13 protein-coding genes, 1 pseudogene and 1 riboswitch are annotated in these 17,121 nt (G+C 44.4%); of the genes and pseudogenes, 2 read left to right on the top strand and 12 right to left on the bottom strand.

The features are described from left to right. Positions 1–179 precede the first annotated feature (179 nt). Both BACCOP_RS02860 and BACCOP_RS02855 read left to right on the top strand, forming a co-directional pair. Positions 180–4,448 (top strand): AAA domain-containing protein, encoded by a 4,269-nt coding sequence (locus BACCOP_RS02860; protein ID WP_007566084.1) that lies wholly within the window; start codon positions 180–182, stop codon positions 4,446–4,448. A gap of 25 nt (positions 4,449–4,473) precedes the next feature. Continuing rightward, a complete protein-coding gene (locus BACCOP_RS02855) occupies positions 4,474–5,217 on the top strand; it encodes an SDR family NAD(P)-dependent oxidoreductase (RefSeq protein ID WP_007566082.1) in 744 nt (247 codons plus the stop codon). Here BACCOP_RS02855 and BACCOP_RS02850 read toward each other — a convergent pair. From BACCOP_RS02850 to BACCOP_RS02795, 12 genes and pseudogenes are all read right to left on the bottom strand, one after another. Next, positions 5,214–6,566 carry an MATE family efflux transporter gene (locus tag BACCOP_RS02850; RefSeq protein WP_007566081.1) on the bottom strand — a complete coding sequence of 451 codons (1,353 nt, stop codon included), beginning with the start codon at positions 6,564–6,566 and terminating at the stop codon, positions 5,214–5,216. The two genes, BACCOP_RS02855 and BACCOP_RS02850, sit on opposite strands and share 4 nt — an antisense overlap. 112 nt (positions 6,567–6,678) lie before the next feature. After that, positions 6,679–7,956 carry a voltage-gated chloride channel family protein gene (locus BACCOP_RS02845; protein WP_007566079.1) on the bottom strand — a complete coding sequence of 426 codons (1,278 nt, stop codon included), beginning with the start codon at positions 7,954–7,956 and terminating at the stop codon, positions 6,679–6,681. Between the two features lie 113 nt (positions 7,957–8,069). Continuing rightward, positions 8,070–8,138: riboswitch (Fluoride riboswitch) on the bottom strand. 299 nt (positions 8,139–8,437) lie between these two features. Further along, positions 8,438–9,472, bottom strand: coding sequence for a UDP-glucose 4-epimerase GalE (gene galE, locus BACCOP_RS02840; protein WP_007566077.1), 1,035 nt, complete (start codon positions 9,470–9,472; stop codon positions 8,438–8,440). A 204-nt stretch (positions 9,473–9,676) separates the two neighbouring features. Then, positions 9,677–10,276: an electron transport complex subunit RsxA gene (gene rsxA / locus BACCOP_RS02835; RefSeq protein WP_007566073.1), complete on the bottom strand. Its 600-nt coding sequence runs from the start codon at positions 10,274–10,276 to the stop codon at positions 9,677–9,679. Positions 10,277–10,295: 19 nt separating this feature from the next. Continuing rightward, positions 10,296–10,880: an electron transport complex subunit RsxE gene (gene rsxE, locus BACCOP_RS02830; RefSeq protein ID WP_022125638.1), complete on the bottom strand. Its 585-nt coding sequence runs from the start codon at positions 10,878–10,880 to the stop codon at positions 10,296–10,298. A 16-nt stretch (positions 10,881–10,896) separates the two neighbouring features. Next, positions 10,897–11,559, bottom strand: coding sequence for an RnfABCDGE type electron transport complex subunit G (locus tag BACCOP_RS02825; protein WP_007566071.1), 663 nt, complete (start codon positions 11,557–11,559; stop codon positions 10,897–10,899). Beyond that, positions 11,556–12,545 carry an RnfABCDGE type electron transport complex subunit D gene (locus tag BACCOP_RS02820; RefSeq protein ID WP_007566070.1) on the bottom strand — a complete coding sequence of 330 codons (990 nt, stop codon included), beginning with the start codon at positions 12,543–12,545 and terminating at the stop codon, positions 11,556–11,558. The genes BACCOP_RS02825 and BACCOP_RS02820 overlap by 4 nt, the downstream gene beginning before the upstream one ends. Before the next feature lie 13 nt (positions 12,546–12,558). Continuing rightward, positions 12,559–13,896 (bottom strand): electron transport complex subunit RsxC, encoded by a 1,338-nt coding sequence (gene rsxC / locus BACCOP_RS02815; protein ID WP_007566069.1) that lies wholly within the window; start codon positions 13,894–13,896, stop codon positions 12,559–12,561. Positions 13,897–13,931: 35 nt separating this feature from the next. Next, positions 13,932–14,897 (bottom strand): Fe-S cluster domain-containing protein, encoded by a 966-nt coding sequence (locus BACCOP_RS02810; protein ID WP_007566068.1) that lies wholly within the window; start codon positions 14,895–14,897, stop codon positions 13,932–13,934. A gap of 20 nt (positions 14,898–14,917) precedes the next feature. Beyond that, positions 14,918–15,343, bottom strand: a complete 426-nt coding sequence (locus BACCOP_RS02805; RefSeq protein ID WP_007566067.1) for a SoxR reducing system RseC family protein — start codon at positions 15,341–15,343, stop codon at positions 14,918–14,920. Positions 15,344–15,443: 100 nt separating this feature from the next. Then, entirely contained in the window at positions 15,444–16,028 is a 585-nt protein-coding gene (locus BACCOP_RS02800; RefSeq protein WP_022125633.1) for an RNA polymerase sigma factor, read from the bottom strand. A gap of 269 nt (positions 16,029–16,297) precedes the next feature. Beyond that, positions 16,298–17,121 (bottom strand): annotated as a pseudogene (locus BACCOP_RS02795) (IS66 family transposase); the annotation flags it as partial.

Below are 17,121 nucleotides of genomic sequence, written 5' to 3'. Positions count from 1 at the left end.
AATGACAAAGATAAGCAAGAGAAACAAAAAGCATCACGAACCGCAAAAGATTTTAGCAGAACGCAGGAGAGGTTGCAGTGTTTCGGAAAATAGTTGTATCTTTGAACAAAAGATTAATAGGTAAGGGCTTTACTTTGTTTGTTATGTAAAGTCATTTTATTCAAGGATATTCATCTGCCATGTCTGGAAACTTAACGAACCACATCGAACTGCAATCTTTCGATTTATATAATCGCATCGAACAAATTCACCGTCAGCCTACAGCCGCTCCCGAAAATATCCGGGCCAAATATATTCTTTTATACAAAGTGCTCGAACAGGCATGTTACGAACTGACGGCAGGGGTTACGTTCTCTTTCGCAAATTTGTTTTCACGCCTCGACTATATCTGTAAAGAGAAACGGATGACTCCTTCGGACAAATATGCCATACAGACCATGCGACGCAACTGCAACGCTGCCATGCGCGACGATTTCCGTCCCGTAATGGAAGAATACCTGTACGACCTCCGTGCCATAGTCCGTTTCGTTTCCCTGGCTTTCGATGAAGATATTCCAGCTTCTTTAATTCCGGAAATTCCACATTCGAACCGTCCTTATCGCGGTACGCAGTACTCACGCATCCCCTATATACGCGCAGCCGTAAGCAGTTGGGATGATACAAAGATATTTGCGGCAACCGACAGTGATGAAGATCCTTTCATCATCATTGACTATGCAAAAGGAGGATATAACAGCGACATGCTTTACGTAAAAGACTTGCTTGCTGAAAATCTTCAGCTGAATCTGCTGGATGTACATGTGGATGAAGAGAATCATTATATACCGAACCTGATTGTCATCCATCCCGACTATCTGATAGATATCAGTTCGCTGGCTGCCTGTTTCCGCGAGTACGGGCATCATCCGCTGAACTTTTTCATGAACAAGGTCAAGCCAAAGGCTAATACGGCTCCTATTCTGCTGGGTAACCTGGCCAGCCAGTTTCTGGATGATTATATAAACGAACGCGAAGATGCCCCGGTAGCCTATAGCACAACGGTCAAGAAGTTTTTTGCTTCAGCGGCTTTGGAGTTTTGTACCTGCCCTATTCCCGCCAACTTTCACGAGCAGGCGCAGGCACAAATGATGAACATCCGCTCGTTTGTACACGATGTACTGCCACATAATATTCAGGCTTTCGACAAGCACAATACCTTGCTGGAGGCTTCTTTCATCTGCGAACAGCTTGGCTTGCAGGGACGTGTCGATATGCTTCAAAAGGATTTCAAGGTACTTGTGGAACAGAAATCGGGAAAACGGGATGAATACAACCGGCGTCATAAGGAGGATCATTTCATCCAGATGATGCTTTATCAGGGGGTACTGATGTATAACTTCGGACGGAAGACGGAGGACTTGCAGACTTTCCTGCTTTATTCCAAATATACCGATGGCCTCATGATAGAACATTTTGCCGAAACTTTGTTTCGTGAGAGCATACATCTGCGCAACCGGATAGCGGCACGCGAAATGGCTTTCGGTGACGGAGCTATCGCTTCTGTAACGGAAGAACTGAGCACCGACCTGCTGAACGAGCTACAGGTGAGCAACCGCTTATGGAATGATTTTCAAGAACCGCAGTTGCAGGAAACAATCAATACGCTGAAACGCTGTACGCCACTGGAACGGGCCTACTTCCAGCGGTTCTTCACCTTTGTATCGAAAGAGCAGATACTAAGCAAAACGGGAGGAAAGAATGATTCTTCGAACGGATTTGCCGGCCTTTGGCACACTCCTCTTGCCGAAAAAATCGAATCGGGAAATATTCTGCTCGGACTGACAGTCACCGAAAAGCGTCAAAGCGGACCGGGAAAAGGATATGATATTATCGAACTCCATATACCGCAACAGGGGGAAGACTTCCTGCCCAACTTCCGCACGGGGGATATCATCATTTTTTATGCATATCAAAAGGAGCCCGACGTACGCCAACAGATACTGATGAAAGGCAATATACTCGACATACAGGCTAACAACCTTACTATATTGCTGCGTAACGGACAGCAGAACAAGGATATCATAGGTGGAGCCGATGAAGTGTTTGCCGTAGAACATGACTCGTCTGACTCTTCGGCCATGAATGCCATGCGCGGACTATATGCGTTCCTGTCTGCCCGAACCGACCGTAAAGAACTGTTGCTGGGGCTACGTACTCCGGGGAAACATCCGGAACGTACACTGAACGGTTCGTACGGACGTTTTGACGAACTGATTCTGAAAGAAAAGCAGACGGACGATTACTTCCTGCTGGTAGGTCCTCCGGGAACCGGAAAGACATCGTGTGCCTTGCGGTATATGGTAGAAGAAGCTCTGACCGATCCGGAAGCTTCTCTCCTGCTTTTGTCGTACACCAACCGGGCTGTTGATGAGATCTGTAGCATGCTGGTCGACTCGGGCATCGCAGAAAGTACTCCTTTTATCCGGATAGGCAGTGAACTGTCATGCGATAAACGTTTCGCGCCTTACTTATTGAAGAACAGCCTTGCCGACTGCCCCAAGCTGACGGATATTCAGCAGAAAATAGCTCATACACGCATTTTCACTGGTACTACGACTGCAATAAACAGCCGTCTGCACCTGTTTAATCTGAAACATTTCACACTGGCTATCATCGATGAGGCTTCACAGATATTGGAACCGGACCTGGTCGGTATTTTATCGGCACGCCACGACCGTAGTAACGCAATCGACAAGTTTATATTGATAGGCGACTACAAGCAGTTGCCCGCCATCGCCCAGCAGGAAGAGGAAGAAGCTCGCGTAGATGATCCGCTGTTACAGTCTATCGGACTGAACGACTGCCGCAATTCGCTTTTCGAGCGTTTGTATAAACAGAGTAAGGAGGATTTCAGAAGTATTCTGCATAAACAGGGACGTATGCATCCTGCCATATCGGAATTTCCTAACCAGACATTTTACTATCGTGAGCAACTGGAGCCAGTCCCGTTGCCGCATCAGGAGGAGTGCTTGCCCTACGCCTCCGCACCTGCCCCACAGGATAATCTGGATAAATTAATACAAAGCCGCCGTATGGTGTTTATCCCCGCAGATGCTCCCGACAATCTCGCTTATTCGGAGAAAACGAACATCAATGAAGCACGAATCGTCGCCGCTCTGCTCGAACGTATTTACCGGATGACTTCCGGCACTTTTGACGCCTACAAGACTGTGGGGGTGATTGTCCCGTACAGAAATCAGATAGCGATGATACGCAGAGAGATTGCCAGAAAAGGAATCCCGGAACTGGCCCATATTTCCATTGATACGGTAGAACGCTATCAGGGAAGCCAGCGTGATGTAATCATCTATTCGTTTACCATACAGAATTTCAGTCAGCTGAATTTCCTGACGGCCAATACTTTTCAGGAAGATGAATATGTAATAGACCGAAAACTTAATGTGGCGATCACCCGCGCAAGAAAGCAGTTGTTTCTTACCGGAAACCCACAAATACTGGGGGCAAACATCACATTTTATAAACTGATGGAATATATCCGCATGAACAACGGATATAGCCAGACTGATACCGACGCATTCTGCCGGGGAGATTTCACATTGCCTGAATATATGCCGGGATGGGATTTACAATCGGAAAACTATCCTCTTTCTGAAGCGTTCGACCATGCTTTCCGTCATATAGTAGAAGAAAACAGCAAAATAAACAAGGATGAAGCACGTAACCGTGAACTGACGGCTTACGGAAGATGTGATTTCCGGAACGGAACGGATACCGTTTCTGCATACGAGCAAATACAGCTCTACAACTGCTACTATATGAGGCGTGCATACAGTGCGGCACGTGCTTTGTTCGAAAGCAACGGAGGCTGGCTGTTCAGTGCTGTCCGCAACTTATCGGGACGTGTAGTGTTCTGCGACTTAAGCTACGAAACAGGTGCTTCCGGGCTTGCCTTTATCGACGCATGCCGACGGCTCCCTCATCTGGATCTGACTTATATGGGTATTTACCCGACAAAAGAAATGGACGATATAGCCTTGCAGTTCTTCCAGTCGGAAGCGTATCGCCATGCAACTCACTGTTTCTATCCGAGAATATCGGCTGTACCGACTTCATTCTGGACGGCACACGCTGTCTTATCTGAATTGATTATTTTCAATGTTTCCAGTCTTTTCGACCGTATATCGGCTCGGGAAGCCCGCTCACTTGCCCTGGAAATCAACCAGCTTGTGCATGCCCGTCCGCTTAACCATTATGCCATCCTTTTCCGTGACGATGCCGGCGAACGCATGAATATCCATTCATACAAAACATTCTGTGCCCATCTTACACAAGAGCTCCGGCCCTTGAATGAACAAATGCCTTTTGCCGGCCAGTTCTTTTACAACTGTAAGGGTGCGGATATTCCAAACGCTGAAACATTCATATACGAAATACGTACAAACAAATAATTTACACACTATAACAACCACTGATATGGATTCACCGAAAACCAGACGTGCAGTCATCATAGGAGCAACCTCGGGCATAGGCTATGAGGTAGCACAGTTATTATTAGCCGAAGGATGGTATCTCGGCATAGCAGGAAGACGCCGGGAAAATCTGCTGGAATTTCAGAAGAAATCTCCCGACAGAATAAAAATCTGTGCACTCGACATCAGGAAAGAAGGGGCAGAAAACGAACTGGAGAAACTAATAGGGGAACTGGGAGGCATGGATTTGTTTCTACAAAGTTCCGGTATCGGTTTCCAGAATTTTGAGCTTTCGCCCGACATTGAACTGAATACGCTTGAAACAAACGGTACAGGATTCGTACGTATGGTAGGATATGCTTTCCGGCACTTCCGCCAGCAGGGTAAAGGTCATATCGCAATCATCAGTTCCATAGCCGGAACTAAAGGCTTGGGTATCGCACCGGCTTATTCGGCAACCAAGCGTTTCCAGAATACATATATCGATGCACTCGAACAATTATCGCGTATGCATCACCTGCATATCAGTTTCACAGACATCCGGCCGGGCTTTGTCGCTACCGGACTTCTGAACGACGGGAAACATTATCCCATGCTCATGTCACCGAAAACAGTAGCCGCACATATCGTACGAGCCCTACACAGGAAACAGCGCATTGCCGTTATCGACTGGAGATACCGTCTGCTAGTATTCTTCTGGAAGCTTATCCCTGCGGGAATCTGGAAACGGATGCCGGTGAAGAACTAACGTTCTTTGGCTACAATGACCTGCAAACGGCGATATACATAGATAAATGCGGGTATCAAGAAGAGATTGGCAAAAAGCCATGCGGTTGGGTCGCCCACACATACTCCTACAAATCCCCAAAGTGGAACAATAATCACACTTACCAGCACACGTGCTATCATCTCTGAAACGCCGGAAAACATGGCAAGCTTGGTATATCCCGCTCCCTGAATGGAATAGCGGAGTATGCTGAGCATGCCCAGCAAGGGGAAGAAAGAAACATTGAAGTGCAGAAATAAGGCTGTATCGGCTATGATTTCCGTTTCATCAGCAGAAATGAACAGCAAGGCAAACTTATCGGCAAATCCCCAGATAAGAGCTGCCACTACAGCTACATAGATTATCATCATCAGTGAAGCCGACTTAATGCCCTGCCAGATACGGCCTGGTTTGCCCGCACCGTAATTCTGCCCGCTGTACGTAGCCATCGCCATTCCCAGACTGTCGAGCGCGCACATCACAAACATCTTGATACGCATAGCGGCTGTGAAGGCTGCCACACATGCCGTACCCAGCGCATTATTCGCACTCTGAAGCATGATACTGCCAATAGCGGTTATGGAAAACTGAAGTCCCATAGGCACGCCAATGTACATCAGTTGTCTGGCAAGTTCCGGACGGAAGCGACGGTCTAAAGGTTCTGTTTTCAGAATATCAAACTTCCGGTACATATAAAAATAGCATAATACAGCCGAAACTCCCTGAGAAAATACCGTAGCGACAGCAGCTCCTGTTACCCCCCACCCCATAATCAGTATGCAGAAGAGGTCAAGTATAATATTCAAGATTGTCGAGAAAAGCAGAAACCAGAAAGGTGTCTTGCTATCGCCCAACGCACGTATGATGCTGGACAGCAGATTGTAGAAAAATGTACACGGCACTCCGATGAAAGTTACCAGCAGATAGCTGTATGCTCCTTGAAAAATATTCTCAGGCGTCTGCATCGTCCGGAGAATAAAGGCACACAGCAGGCTGGTAAGCAATGCGATGATGACCGACATGACTCCGGCTATTTTCAGACTGACAGAAACATAACGCCGCATCGTCACATAGTCGCGCGCACCAAATTTCTGAGCTACGGGAATAGCAAATCCTCCACAGCATCCGTTGCAGAAGCCTAATATAAGAAAGACCACCGAAGTGCTTGCTCCGACCGATGCCAGGGCATTTATCCCAAGAAATTTTCCGACAATAGCCGCATCAACCAATGAATAAGTCTGCTGCAACAAGTTACCCAGCAATAAAGGTAATGTGAAATTGAAGATCAACGGCAGTGAAGGGCCTGTTGTCATTTCTCTTAATTGTGCCATATCCGTGTCTGTTTCTGAAATAGGTTACAAAATTACGGAAACCCATGGATAATATTGCCGATTTAACAGTTTTCTCATTTTTTATCTTCAAAATCTTGCTATAAATCAAGACTTATTTCAGCGTCTTTCCCTTATCACGCAAATAGAGTAAATGTTTGGGAGTACCAACAACCTGCGACGTGTATATTCCTGTATGTCCGGAAAACAAATAGGCTACGACACAAGCTATGCCCAGATAAATTCCCGGCTCTATACCGAACAGTTCGATTCCCATAAAGGTACAGGCTATCGGGGTATTGGTGGCTCCGGCAAAAACGGCTACAAATCCGAGTCCGGCCAATAGGCTCATGGGCAATGGAATGATAAAAGATAAGGCACTGCCTAAGGTAGCTCCGACAAAGAACAAAGGAGTAACCTCTCCTCCCTTAAAACCAACACCAATCGTAAATGTTGTAAAAATCAGTTTCAAGAGGAAATCATACCACATCTGCTGTTCCGAAAAAGAGGCTACGATGGTCGGCACACCCAGTCCGATGTACTTGGTCGTACCCAACAGCCAGACTGCCAAGGCAATTATTATACCTCCTGCTACCGGACGTAAAGGTGGATAGGATATAAACTTTTTTGCCACTCCTCCCCAGAAACCGATAGAACGTGAGAATGCCATCGCGACAACTCCAAATACAATGCCCGAAAGAGCAACCCACAAGATATTTGAAACGCCCAGTTCCGGAACTACAGGAGCCGGATAAAGCGTATGCTCTACGCCCCAGGAATGGCAAGTCAAATGTGCAAAGGCAGCCGACAAAAAGACCGGAAGAATAGATTCATAACGCATTCTTCCCACAATGATTACCTCCAGGCCAAATACAGCTCCTGCCAGCGGTGTACCGAAAATAGAAGCAAAGCCGGCACTGATACCTATTGCCACCATAACCCGATGGTCGCGTCTGGGCAAACGGAAAAGCTTGGAAAAACGGTCGGCTATTGCCCCTCCCATCTGCACTCCGGTTCCTTCACGTCCGGCTGATCCGCCAAACAGATGTGTCAGAACTGTTCCTATATAAACAAGAGGAGCCATCCGAAAAGGAATTATGTCATGCGGAGAACGGATTTCTTCTATCAAAAAATTATTTCCCCGTGACGCCGTACCTGCCAGGTAATGATACATCAGTCCGATGACCAAGCCGGCTACAGGAAGCAGGGCTATAATCCACAGATGGTGTTCACGATATTGGGTTGCCCATTCCAGCGAAACCAACAATAAGGCGGAAGCCGAACCGATACACGCTCCGGATATAGCAGAAAGAAAAAGCCACTTGAATAAATAAAAAAGTAAAGGAAACTGTTGCAGTTTCATCGCAATGTTTTGATTTTTCTGAATCTTCATCTCTTGTCTATATTTTGTCAAACAATAAAAATAACTTCTTCGAAAACGGAAGCCGGATTCTTTTTTCAGACAAGCAGATATAGATTTTCCTGCCAGTCTTACTCCAAAGACCAACTCCGGCAGGAACTATCAGCTACTTTATTAGCGGTTTATAACAGGGAAGTCCCATTCCCCTGACTTTGAATCAGCCTGAATAATCGGTAAAATCGGACAGAATTCAAAATCGGCTGCAAAGTTATACAAAATTCTGCAAACAAAAAACTGTTTCCCGACTCACGTCGAGAAACAGTCACAACACAAACACAAAATAAAACACGACAAAACTACTATGCATTAACGCTCCTTTTCCACTTCTGGAACAGGTAACACTTACACATATTCACATACATCCAAGTGTTTTAAGCGTCTGCATCAATAAAACATTTCTTCAAACGTTTTGGTTTTATATATTAACGTTTTTTATCATTTTTCATTCAACCGATTACTGAACTCCTTTTTCACGAAGTTTCAGCTGCCAGTTCCATGCTGAACGCAGTGTTTCTTCGATAGAAGTTTCAGCCTTCCAGCCCAATTCATTGTTAGCGTAAGAAGGATCGGCCCACACTTGTTCGATATCTCCGGCACGACGACCTGCAATCTGATAATTCAGCTTCACTCCTGTTGACGATTCAAAAGCATGAATCAGTTCCAGAACAGAAAGGCCTCTACCTGTACCAATATTGAATACTTCAACTTTGTCTTTCTGTTTGTTTTCCAGGATACGGTTCATGGCAATAACATGTGCCTTAGCCAAATCGACAACATAAATATAATCGCGGATACATGAACCATCAGGTGTATTATAATCATCACCAAATACACTCAATTTTTCACGGATGCCGATAGCTGTCTGAGTCAGATACGGAATAAGATTCTGCGGAACACCGTTAGGCAATTCACCGATGAGTGCTGTAGGATGAGCACCTATCGGATTGAAGTAACGCAACAGAATAGCATGAATCGGAGAGCCGGAAGCCACAGTATCACGAATAATTTCTTCGTTTATCTGTTTTGTATTTCCATAAGGTGATTCTGCTTTCTTAATCGGAGCCTCTTCTGTAACAGGAAGTTTGTCGGGCTGACCGTATACTGTACATGAAGATGAGAAGATAATGCCCGGAACGTTATGCTTAGGCATCAGCTCCAGCAAGTTAATCAATGAAACCAGATTGTTGCGATAATACAACAAAGGTTTCTGCACTGATTCACCTACAGCCTTGCTTGCTGCAAAATGGATAATTCCTTTAATACCTGGATATTTGGTAAACACAGCATCCATTCCTGCATAATCCAAGCAGTCTACCTGTTCGAATTCAGGACGAATACCTGTAATCTTTTCAATATTATCGACTACATCAGCACGAGAGTTCGAAAGATTATCTACAATAATTACCTCATAACCACTATTCTGAAGCTCTACAACTGTATGAGAACCAATATAACCGGTTCCACCTGTTACCAGAATTCTTTCTTTCATATTGCTATAAAATTACGTCCTTCAAATTTTTTCTTCAACAAAAGTAGAAATAATTATCGAATATCACGTCATCTGTCAGAAAAAACTCTCTCAAATTTATCAAATAAATATGCAAAGGCATAAAAAAAGCAGAACTCTTTCATCCTTCCGGACAGAAAAGAGTTCTGCTCATTCAATATATTAACCAATCAGGTTTCGTGCGGATTACAGTCCAAATAAAACTGCCAGGCCTTTATCTACACCAGAGAAGCCCATGAATGCCATTGCCAGCAGACCAGCTGTGACCAATGCAATAGACATGCCACGCATACCTTTAGGGATATTCACCAGACTGAGTTGTTCACGAATTCCAGCAAAGACGATCAATGCCAAAGCAAAACCGAGAGCTGTAGAGAACGCATAGACAACACCTGTCAGCAAATCATAATTCTTCTGAATAACCAGAATAGTCACACCCAAGATACAGCAGTTTGTTGTAATCAACGGCAAGAATACTCCCAGAGCCTGATACAAAGCCGGAGAAACTTTCTTCAAAATAATTTCCACCATCTGAACCAATGCCGCAATGACAAGGATAAATGCAATGGTCTGCAAATAACCCAGTCCGAAAGCATCGAGCACAAACTTCTGGATAACGTAAGTCACAATGGTAGCCAGCGTCAACACAAAGGCAACAGCAGCTCCCATACCCATAGCGGTTTCTACCTTCTTAGAAACGCCCAAGAACGGACAGATACCGAGAAACTGTGACAACACAATGTTGTTCACAAAGATAGCGGTGATAAATATCAATATATATTCCATATCTTCTACTTTTTAGGAGTTATGCCTTTTTCAGACGGTTTACAATAGCAATCAGGTAACCCAATACGATGAATGCTCCCGGAGCCAGTACAAAGATCAGCATACCATATTCTTCCGGCATGATGGCAATGTTAAACAACTTACCTGTTCCAAGGAATTCACGAACACCGCCCAACAGTGTCAGAGCAATGGTAAAACCAAGTCCCATACCCAGTCCGTCGAAGAACGACGAAAGCGGATTATTCTTTGCAGCAAAAGCTTCTGCACGTCCCAGCAAGATACAGTTTACCACAATCAAGGGGATAAACAATCCGAGGGTAGCATACAGTGCGGGGACATAAGCCTGCATCACCATCTGCAACAAGGTTACGAACGAAGCGATAACTACAACGAAAATAGGAATACGTACCATGTCAGGAACCAGATTCTTAATCAACGAAATCACCACATTCGAACAGATAAGAACGAACATAGTAGCCAGTCCCATTCCCATACCATTAATGGCAGAAGAGGTAGTACCCAGCGTAGGACACATACCCAAAAGGAGTACAAACGTAGGATTTTCTTTTACAATCCCGTTCATCAATACTTTAAAATTATTCATAGTCTGCTCCTTCCTATTAATTATTTTCAACATTTGTACTATCAGCAGCAACAGCTGTTTCAGCATCTGCCTCTTCAGCCTGGGTAGTTGCACCGCTAGCACCATCTACATACTGATTCTTATATGCTGCATAAGCATTGTTCACTGCCAGCAAGAAAGCGCGTGAAGTAATGGTAGAAGCCGTAATCGCATCGATCTGTCCCCCATCCTTGCTTACAGTCAGGGCTGCTTCACCCGGATTCTTTCCGGTAATGTCGCCTTTAGCTCCCTTTTTAAACCAGTCGGCAGCCTTCGAACCCAATCCCGGAGTTTCTGCATGACTTAACAGAGAATAATCGATGATATTTCCATCATTATCAAAACCAACCAATACGGTCAGCGCACCACCGAATCCGTTTGCCGACGACTCTACGGCAGCTCCTATCGGCTCTCCGCCTTTAGTTGCTTTATAAATCTTATAAGTAGCACCGTTTACCTCTACAGTTTCGGGCGCTTCGGCAGGGTTGTTGTCAAATCCCGGAACCACTACAGCAATTGCATCACTCAATGTTTTAGCATTTGCCTGAGCAATCGGCTCAGCGGTAATATCGTTCACCCAGCCCAATAAACCTCCGGCTACTACAGAAAAGCCTGTTAGTGCCAAGGCCATATTCTTTAAAGATGATTCAAGTTTTTTCATTTCTTTACTACCTCCCCGAATCGTTTAGGTTTACAATAAGTGTTAATCAACGGAGTAAATGCATTCATGATGAAAATAGCGAATGACATTCCTTCCGGATAAGCACCGAAAAGACGAATTACCACTGTCAGGAATCCGATAGCTACACCATAAATGATCATTCCTTTATGAGTCATAGGTGAAGTAACATAGTCGGTAGCCATAAAGATTGCTCCCAACATCAAACCACCGGTAAACAGGTGAACGAACGGAGATGCATAAGCTACAGGGTTTGCCAGATGCATCAAGCCTGAGAATACGAACACTGTTGCGATGATAGATACCGGAATATGCCATGAAATGATTTTTTTCCATAACATATATACCAGACCGATAAGCAAAGCCAATGCACTGATTTCACCGATACATCCCGGATTGTTACCCAAGAAAAGACTCATTGTATCGGGCAACTGGCTCAATGCATTTGCATCGCCATGTACAGCCTGCTTCATCAGAGCAAGTGGAGTTGCAGCTGTTTCAGCATCTGTATAGCTTGCCCACTGACCGGTAACAGGCCATGAAGTCATCTGTACAGGGAAAGAAATCAGCAAGAAAATACGTCCTACCAAAGCAGGGTTGAACGGGTTACATCCCAATCCGCCGAAAGTCATCTTACCAATACCGATAGCAACCAGCGCACCGATGATGATAATCCATAAAGGAAGATTAGAAGGCAAGTTGAATGCAAGAAGAATACCGGTCAGCGCAGCAGAACCATCCATAATGGTAGTACGTTCACGCTTCAAGATATACTTTGTAATAGCCCATTCGAAAAACAGACACGCAATGACAGAAGTCAACGTGACAATGACAGCCCCCAGACCGAACATGTAGAATGATACAAGCAAGGCAGGCACCAAAGCGATGATTACACCATACATATTCTTCTGTACGCTGTCACCGCTATGCACGTGGGGTGATAATGATACAATTAATTTGTTTGCCATAATTAAAATTCAATTATTTTTTAGCGTTACGTGCACGGATAATTCCGCCCACCTTACCTTTACCTAAACGAATATAGTCCAGCATCGGACGATGAGAAGGACATGTGAACTGACAAGAACCGCACTCGATACATGACATAATCATTTCATGTTCTACACGTTCCCAGTCGCCATGAGCCGAGCAAGTAGCCAGCAAGAACGGTTCCAGTCCCATCGGACAAGCACTAACGCACTTAGCGCAACGGATACATGGCTGAGGTTCTGCACGACATGCTTCCTTATCGTTCATGATTAATACGCCCGAACTACCTTTGCAGATAGGAACTTCGGTATTGGCCAGTGCCTTACCCATCATCGGACCACCGCCGATTACCTTTCCTGTGTCTTCGGGCAGACCGCCGGCAGCTTCAATAAGCTGGCTCATCGGAGTACCCATACGTGTCAGGAAGTTTGAAGGGTTCTTCAACGATTTTCCTGTAACGGTTACGATACGTTCGAACAAAGGCTTGTTTTTCTGTACAGCCTCGTATACTGCATAAGCAGTTCCTACGTTCTGAACGACTGCACCTACATTAATAGGAATTGCGGGAGGAGCAGGAACCTGACGGCCAATAACAGCATCAATCAACTGTTTTTCACCTCCTTGCGGATATTTCACTTTCAAAGGAACAATCTCAATACCAGGATAAGCAGCAGCCTTCTCTGTCATCAGCTTGATGGCATCCGGCTTATTATTTTCAATGCCGATATATCCTTTGGTAACCTTAGCTGCTTTCATCAGAATCTGTACGCCAACCAATATTTCATCTGCCTTTTCCAGCATCAGACGATGGTCGGCTGTCAGATATGGTTCACATTCTACTGCATTGATAATTACGCAGTCTGCCTTACAGCCCGGAGGAGGAGTAAGTTTTACATGAGTAGGGAAACAAGCACCACCCATACCAACAACACCTGCATTTTTTATCTTAGCAACAATTTCTTCAGGAGTCAGGTTACATTCTTTTACCAGTTCGCTGCTGCGGTCGATGCTTTCTTCCCATTCGTCACCTTCCACATCAATAAAAATAGCCGGTTTACGATAGCCACTGGCGTCGATAACGCTATCCACTTTGTTTACTTTACCAGAAACAGAAGAGAAGATAGCGGCAGAAACAAAGCCTCCTGCTTCAGCAATCTTGGTTCCGACCTTCACTACATCACCTTTTTTTACGATAGCAGTAGCGGGAGCACCGATATGCTGTGACAAAGGGAAAACAGCCTGCTTAGGAAGAGCAAGCGTTTCGATAGCTTTGCCTGCTGACAATTTATTTTCTGCTGGATGAACTCCACCAATTCTAAATGTCTTCACTGTAAATATCTTTTTAATTTAATTACTAATTTTGATTAAGCCTCAGTTTTAGGAGCTTCTTTCGGAGCTTCAGCAGCTTTAACTTCCACTGTTTCCTTTTTAGGTTCAGCTACAGGCTGAGCAGCCTTTGGTGCAGCAGAAGCAGCCTGTGCTGCAGGAGCAGCGTCAGCAGGTTTAGCCTTGCGAGGAGGGAAATTTACTGCAACAATTGCATTCTGAGGACATTCAGTTTCGCACTTGCGGCAAGATTTACACTTAGCCGGATCGATGTATGCCAGATTATTTTCGAGTGTAATAGCTTCGAACGGACAAACCTTCACACACTTGCCACAGCCGATACATGCAGCGGTACAAGCCTTACGTGCAACAGCACCTTTATCTTTATTGACACACTGTACGTATACACGACGGTTGTTCTTTCCTTTCGGACGGATTTCGATAATGTTGCGCGGACATGCTTTGCTACAAGCACCACAAGCAGTACATTTACTTTCATCCACTTCGGGTAATCCGGTTTCCGGATTCATGTGAATGGCATCGAACTGGCAAGCACTCACACAGTCGCCACATCCCAAGCAGCCGAATGTACATCCGGTTTCACCTCCATAAGTGGAATTAGCTACTACACATGAACGCACACCGTCGTACTGAGTAAGTTTAGGACGGTTGGCACATGTACCGTTACATCTCACTACCGCTACTTTAGGTTCTGAAGCTGTAGCCTCCAGTCCTAAAATACCAGCAACCTTTTCCATGGTAGGCTGACCGCCCACCGGACACAGTTTTCCTTCGAGTGAACCAGCCTTCACGCAAGCAGCGGCAAAACCAGAACATCCCGGATAACCACATCCACCGCAGTTAGCTTGTGGAAGCACTTCGGCTACCTGAGCAATTCGCGGATCTTCATACACAGCAAATTTCTTTGAAGCCACAAACAAAATAACTGCGGCAATCAAGCCAATGGCCCCCAATGAAATCACTGCAACCAAAATTAAGTTCATAAAAATATAAAGTTAGTTTATTAATTATATATTGATTCTAGGGTAAACATAAACGAGCGGCTGATTTTCTGCCGGCACATATATATAATAAGGTAATAGGGAACCAGGGTAGCCAAAGAAATCAAAGCCGACAAAACCTCATCCCCCCCAGTCAGTTTCAACGAAAAAATCAGGGCAAGCAATAACACGACAAAAGGGAGTACAAAAGCTAAAAAGACAGCTTTCATACCCATTGAGGTAGTTCCAACAATCATTACTCGTTCGCCAATCTGGCATGGAACTCCATTCTTATTATAAACATCAATTATTTTTTCTTTGGTTTCGGAAGCACTACAGTGTCCTTTCACACTACAAGACGAGCAAGCTGAACTCTGCACAATTCTTACTTTCAAGCGAGAGCCATTGATGTTTTCCACAATACCTAGATGTTTTATACTATTTACCATGTTTTGCAAACCGTACTTTACAAATCCGTGGCAAATGTACTATAAAAATTGTTTCATTGGTAACGTTAACAATGTTTTTCTCATTAAAAAAAGTAAAATTTTATATCAAAGCATCGTCATATCCTTTAGCAATCATCCTTTTTTCCAACTCCTGATAAGCAGACTTCAAGCGTTTTACAACTGTAGATCTATTAATACCTGTCTGTTCTGATATTTCCTGATAGGTCATCCCCTCCCAGATTTTCATTTTAACCAAACGGCCCAATTCTTCCGACAGGCCTTCTACAGCCTCTTTCAGATCCTCGAATTTCCGCTCTCTTCTTTCTGCTGAAATATAATTATCGACAAGACAATCGTCATCTTTCAATATATCAAGTTTCAATGGAAGGCAATCCTGATGTTTCTTACGATACACACTACATAAAAAATTCCCAACGACGCAATTCAGCCATGCTCCGAAATGGCCATTTGCCTTGTATACGCATTTTAGTTTTTCATAGAGATGGGTAACAATTTCCTGATACAGGTCTTCTACGCTATCATTATTATTAATGGTACTCTTTCGGATAGCTCTCATTATGCATTCATCATAACGTGACAACAAAATTTCGAAAGCGTGACTGTCACCATTACGAAACATAGAAACCAACTTATCATCCGGGAATATTCTTTCGTTATCTTCCATAGCAGGATTGACTTTTAAGGGTTTAACAATCTGCCCGCACACAGCGTCCCCTGCTCAATTATTCCTTCTGAAACCCAAAGACAACTACTGTAGAAGAGTGATACCGTGTTACAGACAATTTCAAAATCAAGAACTCAAAACCACAAACGAATTTATATTCAACAGAAAGCGTTTTTGAATTCGTAACCATTCTATTTTCCGCCACGACAATTTTATCGGCTGTTTTTCAGCCGATAAAATAAAAATGTCCGCAAGAAAATAGTTTAGTTTTAACATTCCGATTTATAAAAACATGGCAGAAGGACCTTCTTGTCGCAGTCCTTACCATGAAGAATACATTCAAACAAGTGCTTCAGGTAATCCTGAGGGGCTATATCATTAAGCTTGCAGCTTTCTATCAGAGAAAAGATGAATGCCGAGTTTCCTGCTGCATCCTCACTGCCTATGTTCATACAGTTCTTGAGCAGCAGCTTTACAGGTTTCATCCTTTGCTCACAGAGGTTGTTCGATATTTCCGCAGAACCGTCCTTGAGGATATTTTTCAGGGATTTCCACTGGTTTATCGTATAGTTCACAGCCTTTCTCATCAGTTCGTTTGCCATGAGTTTGGTATCCTGCATCATCATGACCACCTTATGATGGATACGTTCAAGAATAGGTCTCGTAAGCTTAAGTCTTTTTTCCTTAATCTGCTCACCGCTGAGTTTCATTGTGCGGAACAAGTCTTCATTTCTGAACATATCACCGATAGGGTCTATTATATCCATCGCAGTTCTGTCTGATGGCAAGGCATCGACCCACAGCCTCCTGCAGTGTGTCCAGCATCCTATATGAAGCACCTTTGAGTCTTCTCCGTCGAACATCCTGTAAACCGTATATCCGTCTGTAGATACAGATCCCATAAATGTTCAAGGAAGGTCTTTGCTACATCAGAGGCTCTGCTGCCGTTATTGTAATGATAGTAAACCACTTGACATGCTTTGCAAAAAGCCCATAATACTTCTCTGTAAGCTGCATCGGTGTTCACTCGACAGCTCGTCGTCTCGTCAACCATAGGAATTTTGCCTGGTGGACAACTCCTTGGAGACACTCT

Origin of the sequence: Phocaeicola coprocola DSM 17136 (assembly GCF_000154845.1) — a bacterium.
In the GTDB taxonomy this organism is placed as follows: Bacteria; Bacteroidota; Bacteroidia; order Bacteroidales; family Bacteroidaceae; genus Phocaeicola; species Phocaeicola coprocola.
This window is presented reverse-complemented; position numbering and strand designations above follow the sequence as displayed.

Excerpts from the sequence above, each read along its gene's own strand:
- BACCOP_RS02860 (WP_007566084.1), top strand. The coding sequence starts at position 180 with ATGTCTGGAAACTTAACGAACCACATCGAACTGCAATCTTTCGATTTA.
- BACCOP_RS02855 (WP_007566082.1), top strand. The coding sequence starts at position 4,474 with ATGGATTCACCGAAAACCAGACGTGCAGTCATCATAGGAGCAACCTCG.
- BACCOP_RS02850 (WP_007566081.1), bottom strand. The coding sequence starts at position 6,566 with ATGGCACAATTAAGAGAAATGACAACAGGCCCTTCACTGCCGTTGATC.
- BACCOP_RS02845 (WP_007566079.1), bottom strand. The coding sequence starts at position 7,956 with ATGAAGATTCAGAAAAATCAAAACATTGCGATGAAACTGCAACAGTTT.
- galE (WP_007566077.1), bottom strand. The coding sequence starts at position 9,472 with ATGAAAGAAAGAATTCTGGTAACAGGTGGAACCGGTTATATTGGTTCT.
- rsxA (WP_007566073.1), bottom strand. The coding sequence starts at position 10,276 with ATGGAATATATATTGATATTTATCACCGCTATCTTTGTGAACAACATT.
- rsxE (WP_022125638.1), bottom strand. The coding sequence starts at position 10,880 with ATGAATAATTTTAAAGTATTGATGAACGGGATTGTAAAAGAAAATCCT.
- BACCOP_RS02825 (WP_007566071.1), bottom strand. The coding sequence starts at position 11,559 with ATGAAAAAACTTGAATCATCTTTAAAGAATATGGCCTTGGCACTAACA.
- BACCOP_RS02820 (WP_007566070.1), bottom strand. The coding sequence starts at position 12,545 with ATGGCAAACAAATTAATTGTATCATTATCACCCCACGTGCATAGCGGT.
- BACCOP_RS02810 (WP_007566068.1), bottom strand. The coding sequence starts at position 14,897 with ATGAACTTAATTTTGGTTGCAGTGATTTCATTGGGGGCCATTGGCTTG.
- BACCOP_RS02805 (WP_007566067.1), bottom strand. The coding sequence starts at position 15,343 with ATGGTAAATAGTATAAAACATCTAGGTATTGTGGAAAACATCAATGGC.
- BACCOP_RS02800 (WP_022125633.1), bottom strand. The coding sequence starts at position 16,028 with ATGGAAGATAACGAAAGAATATTCCCGGATGATAAGTTGGTTTCTATG.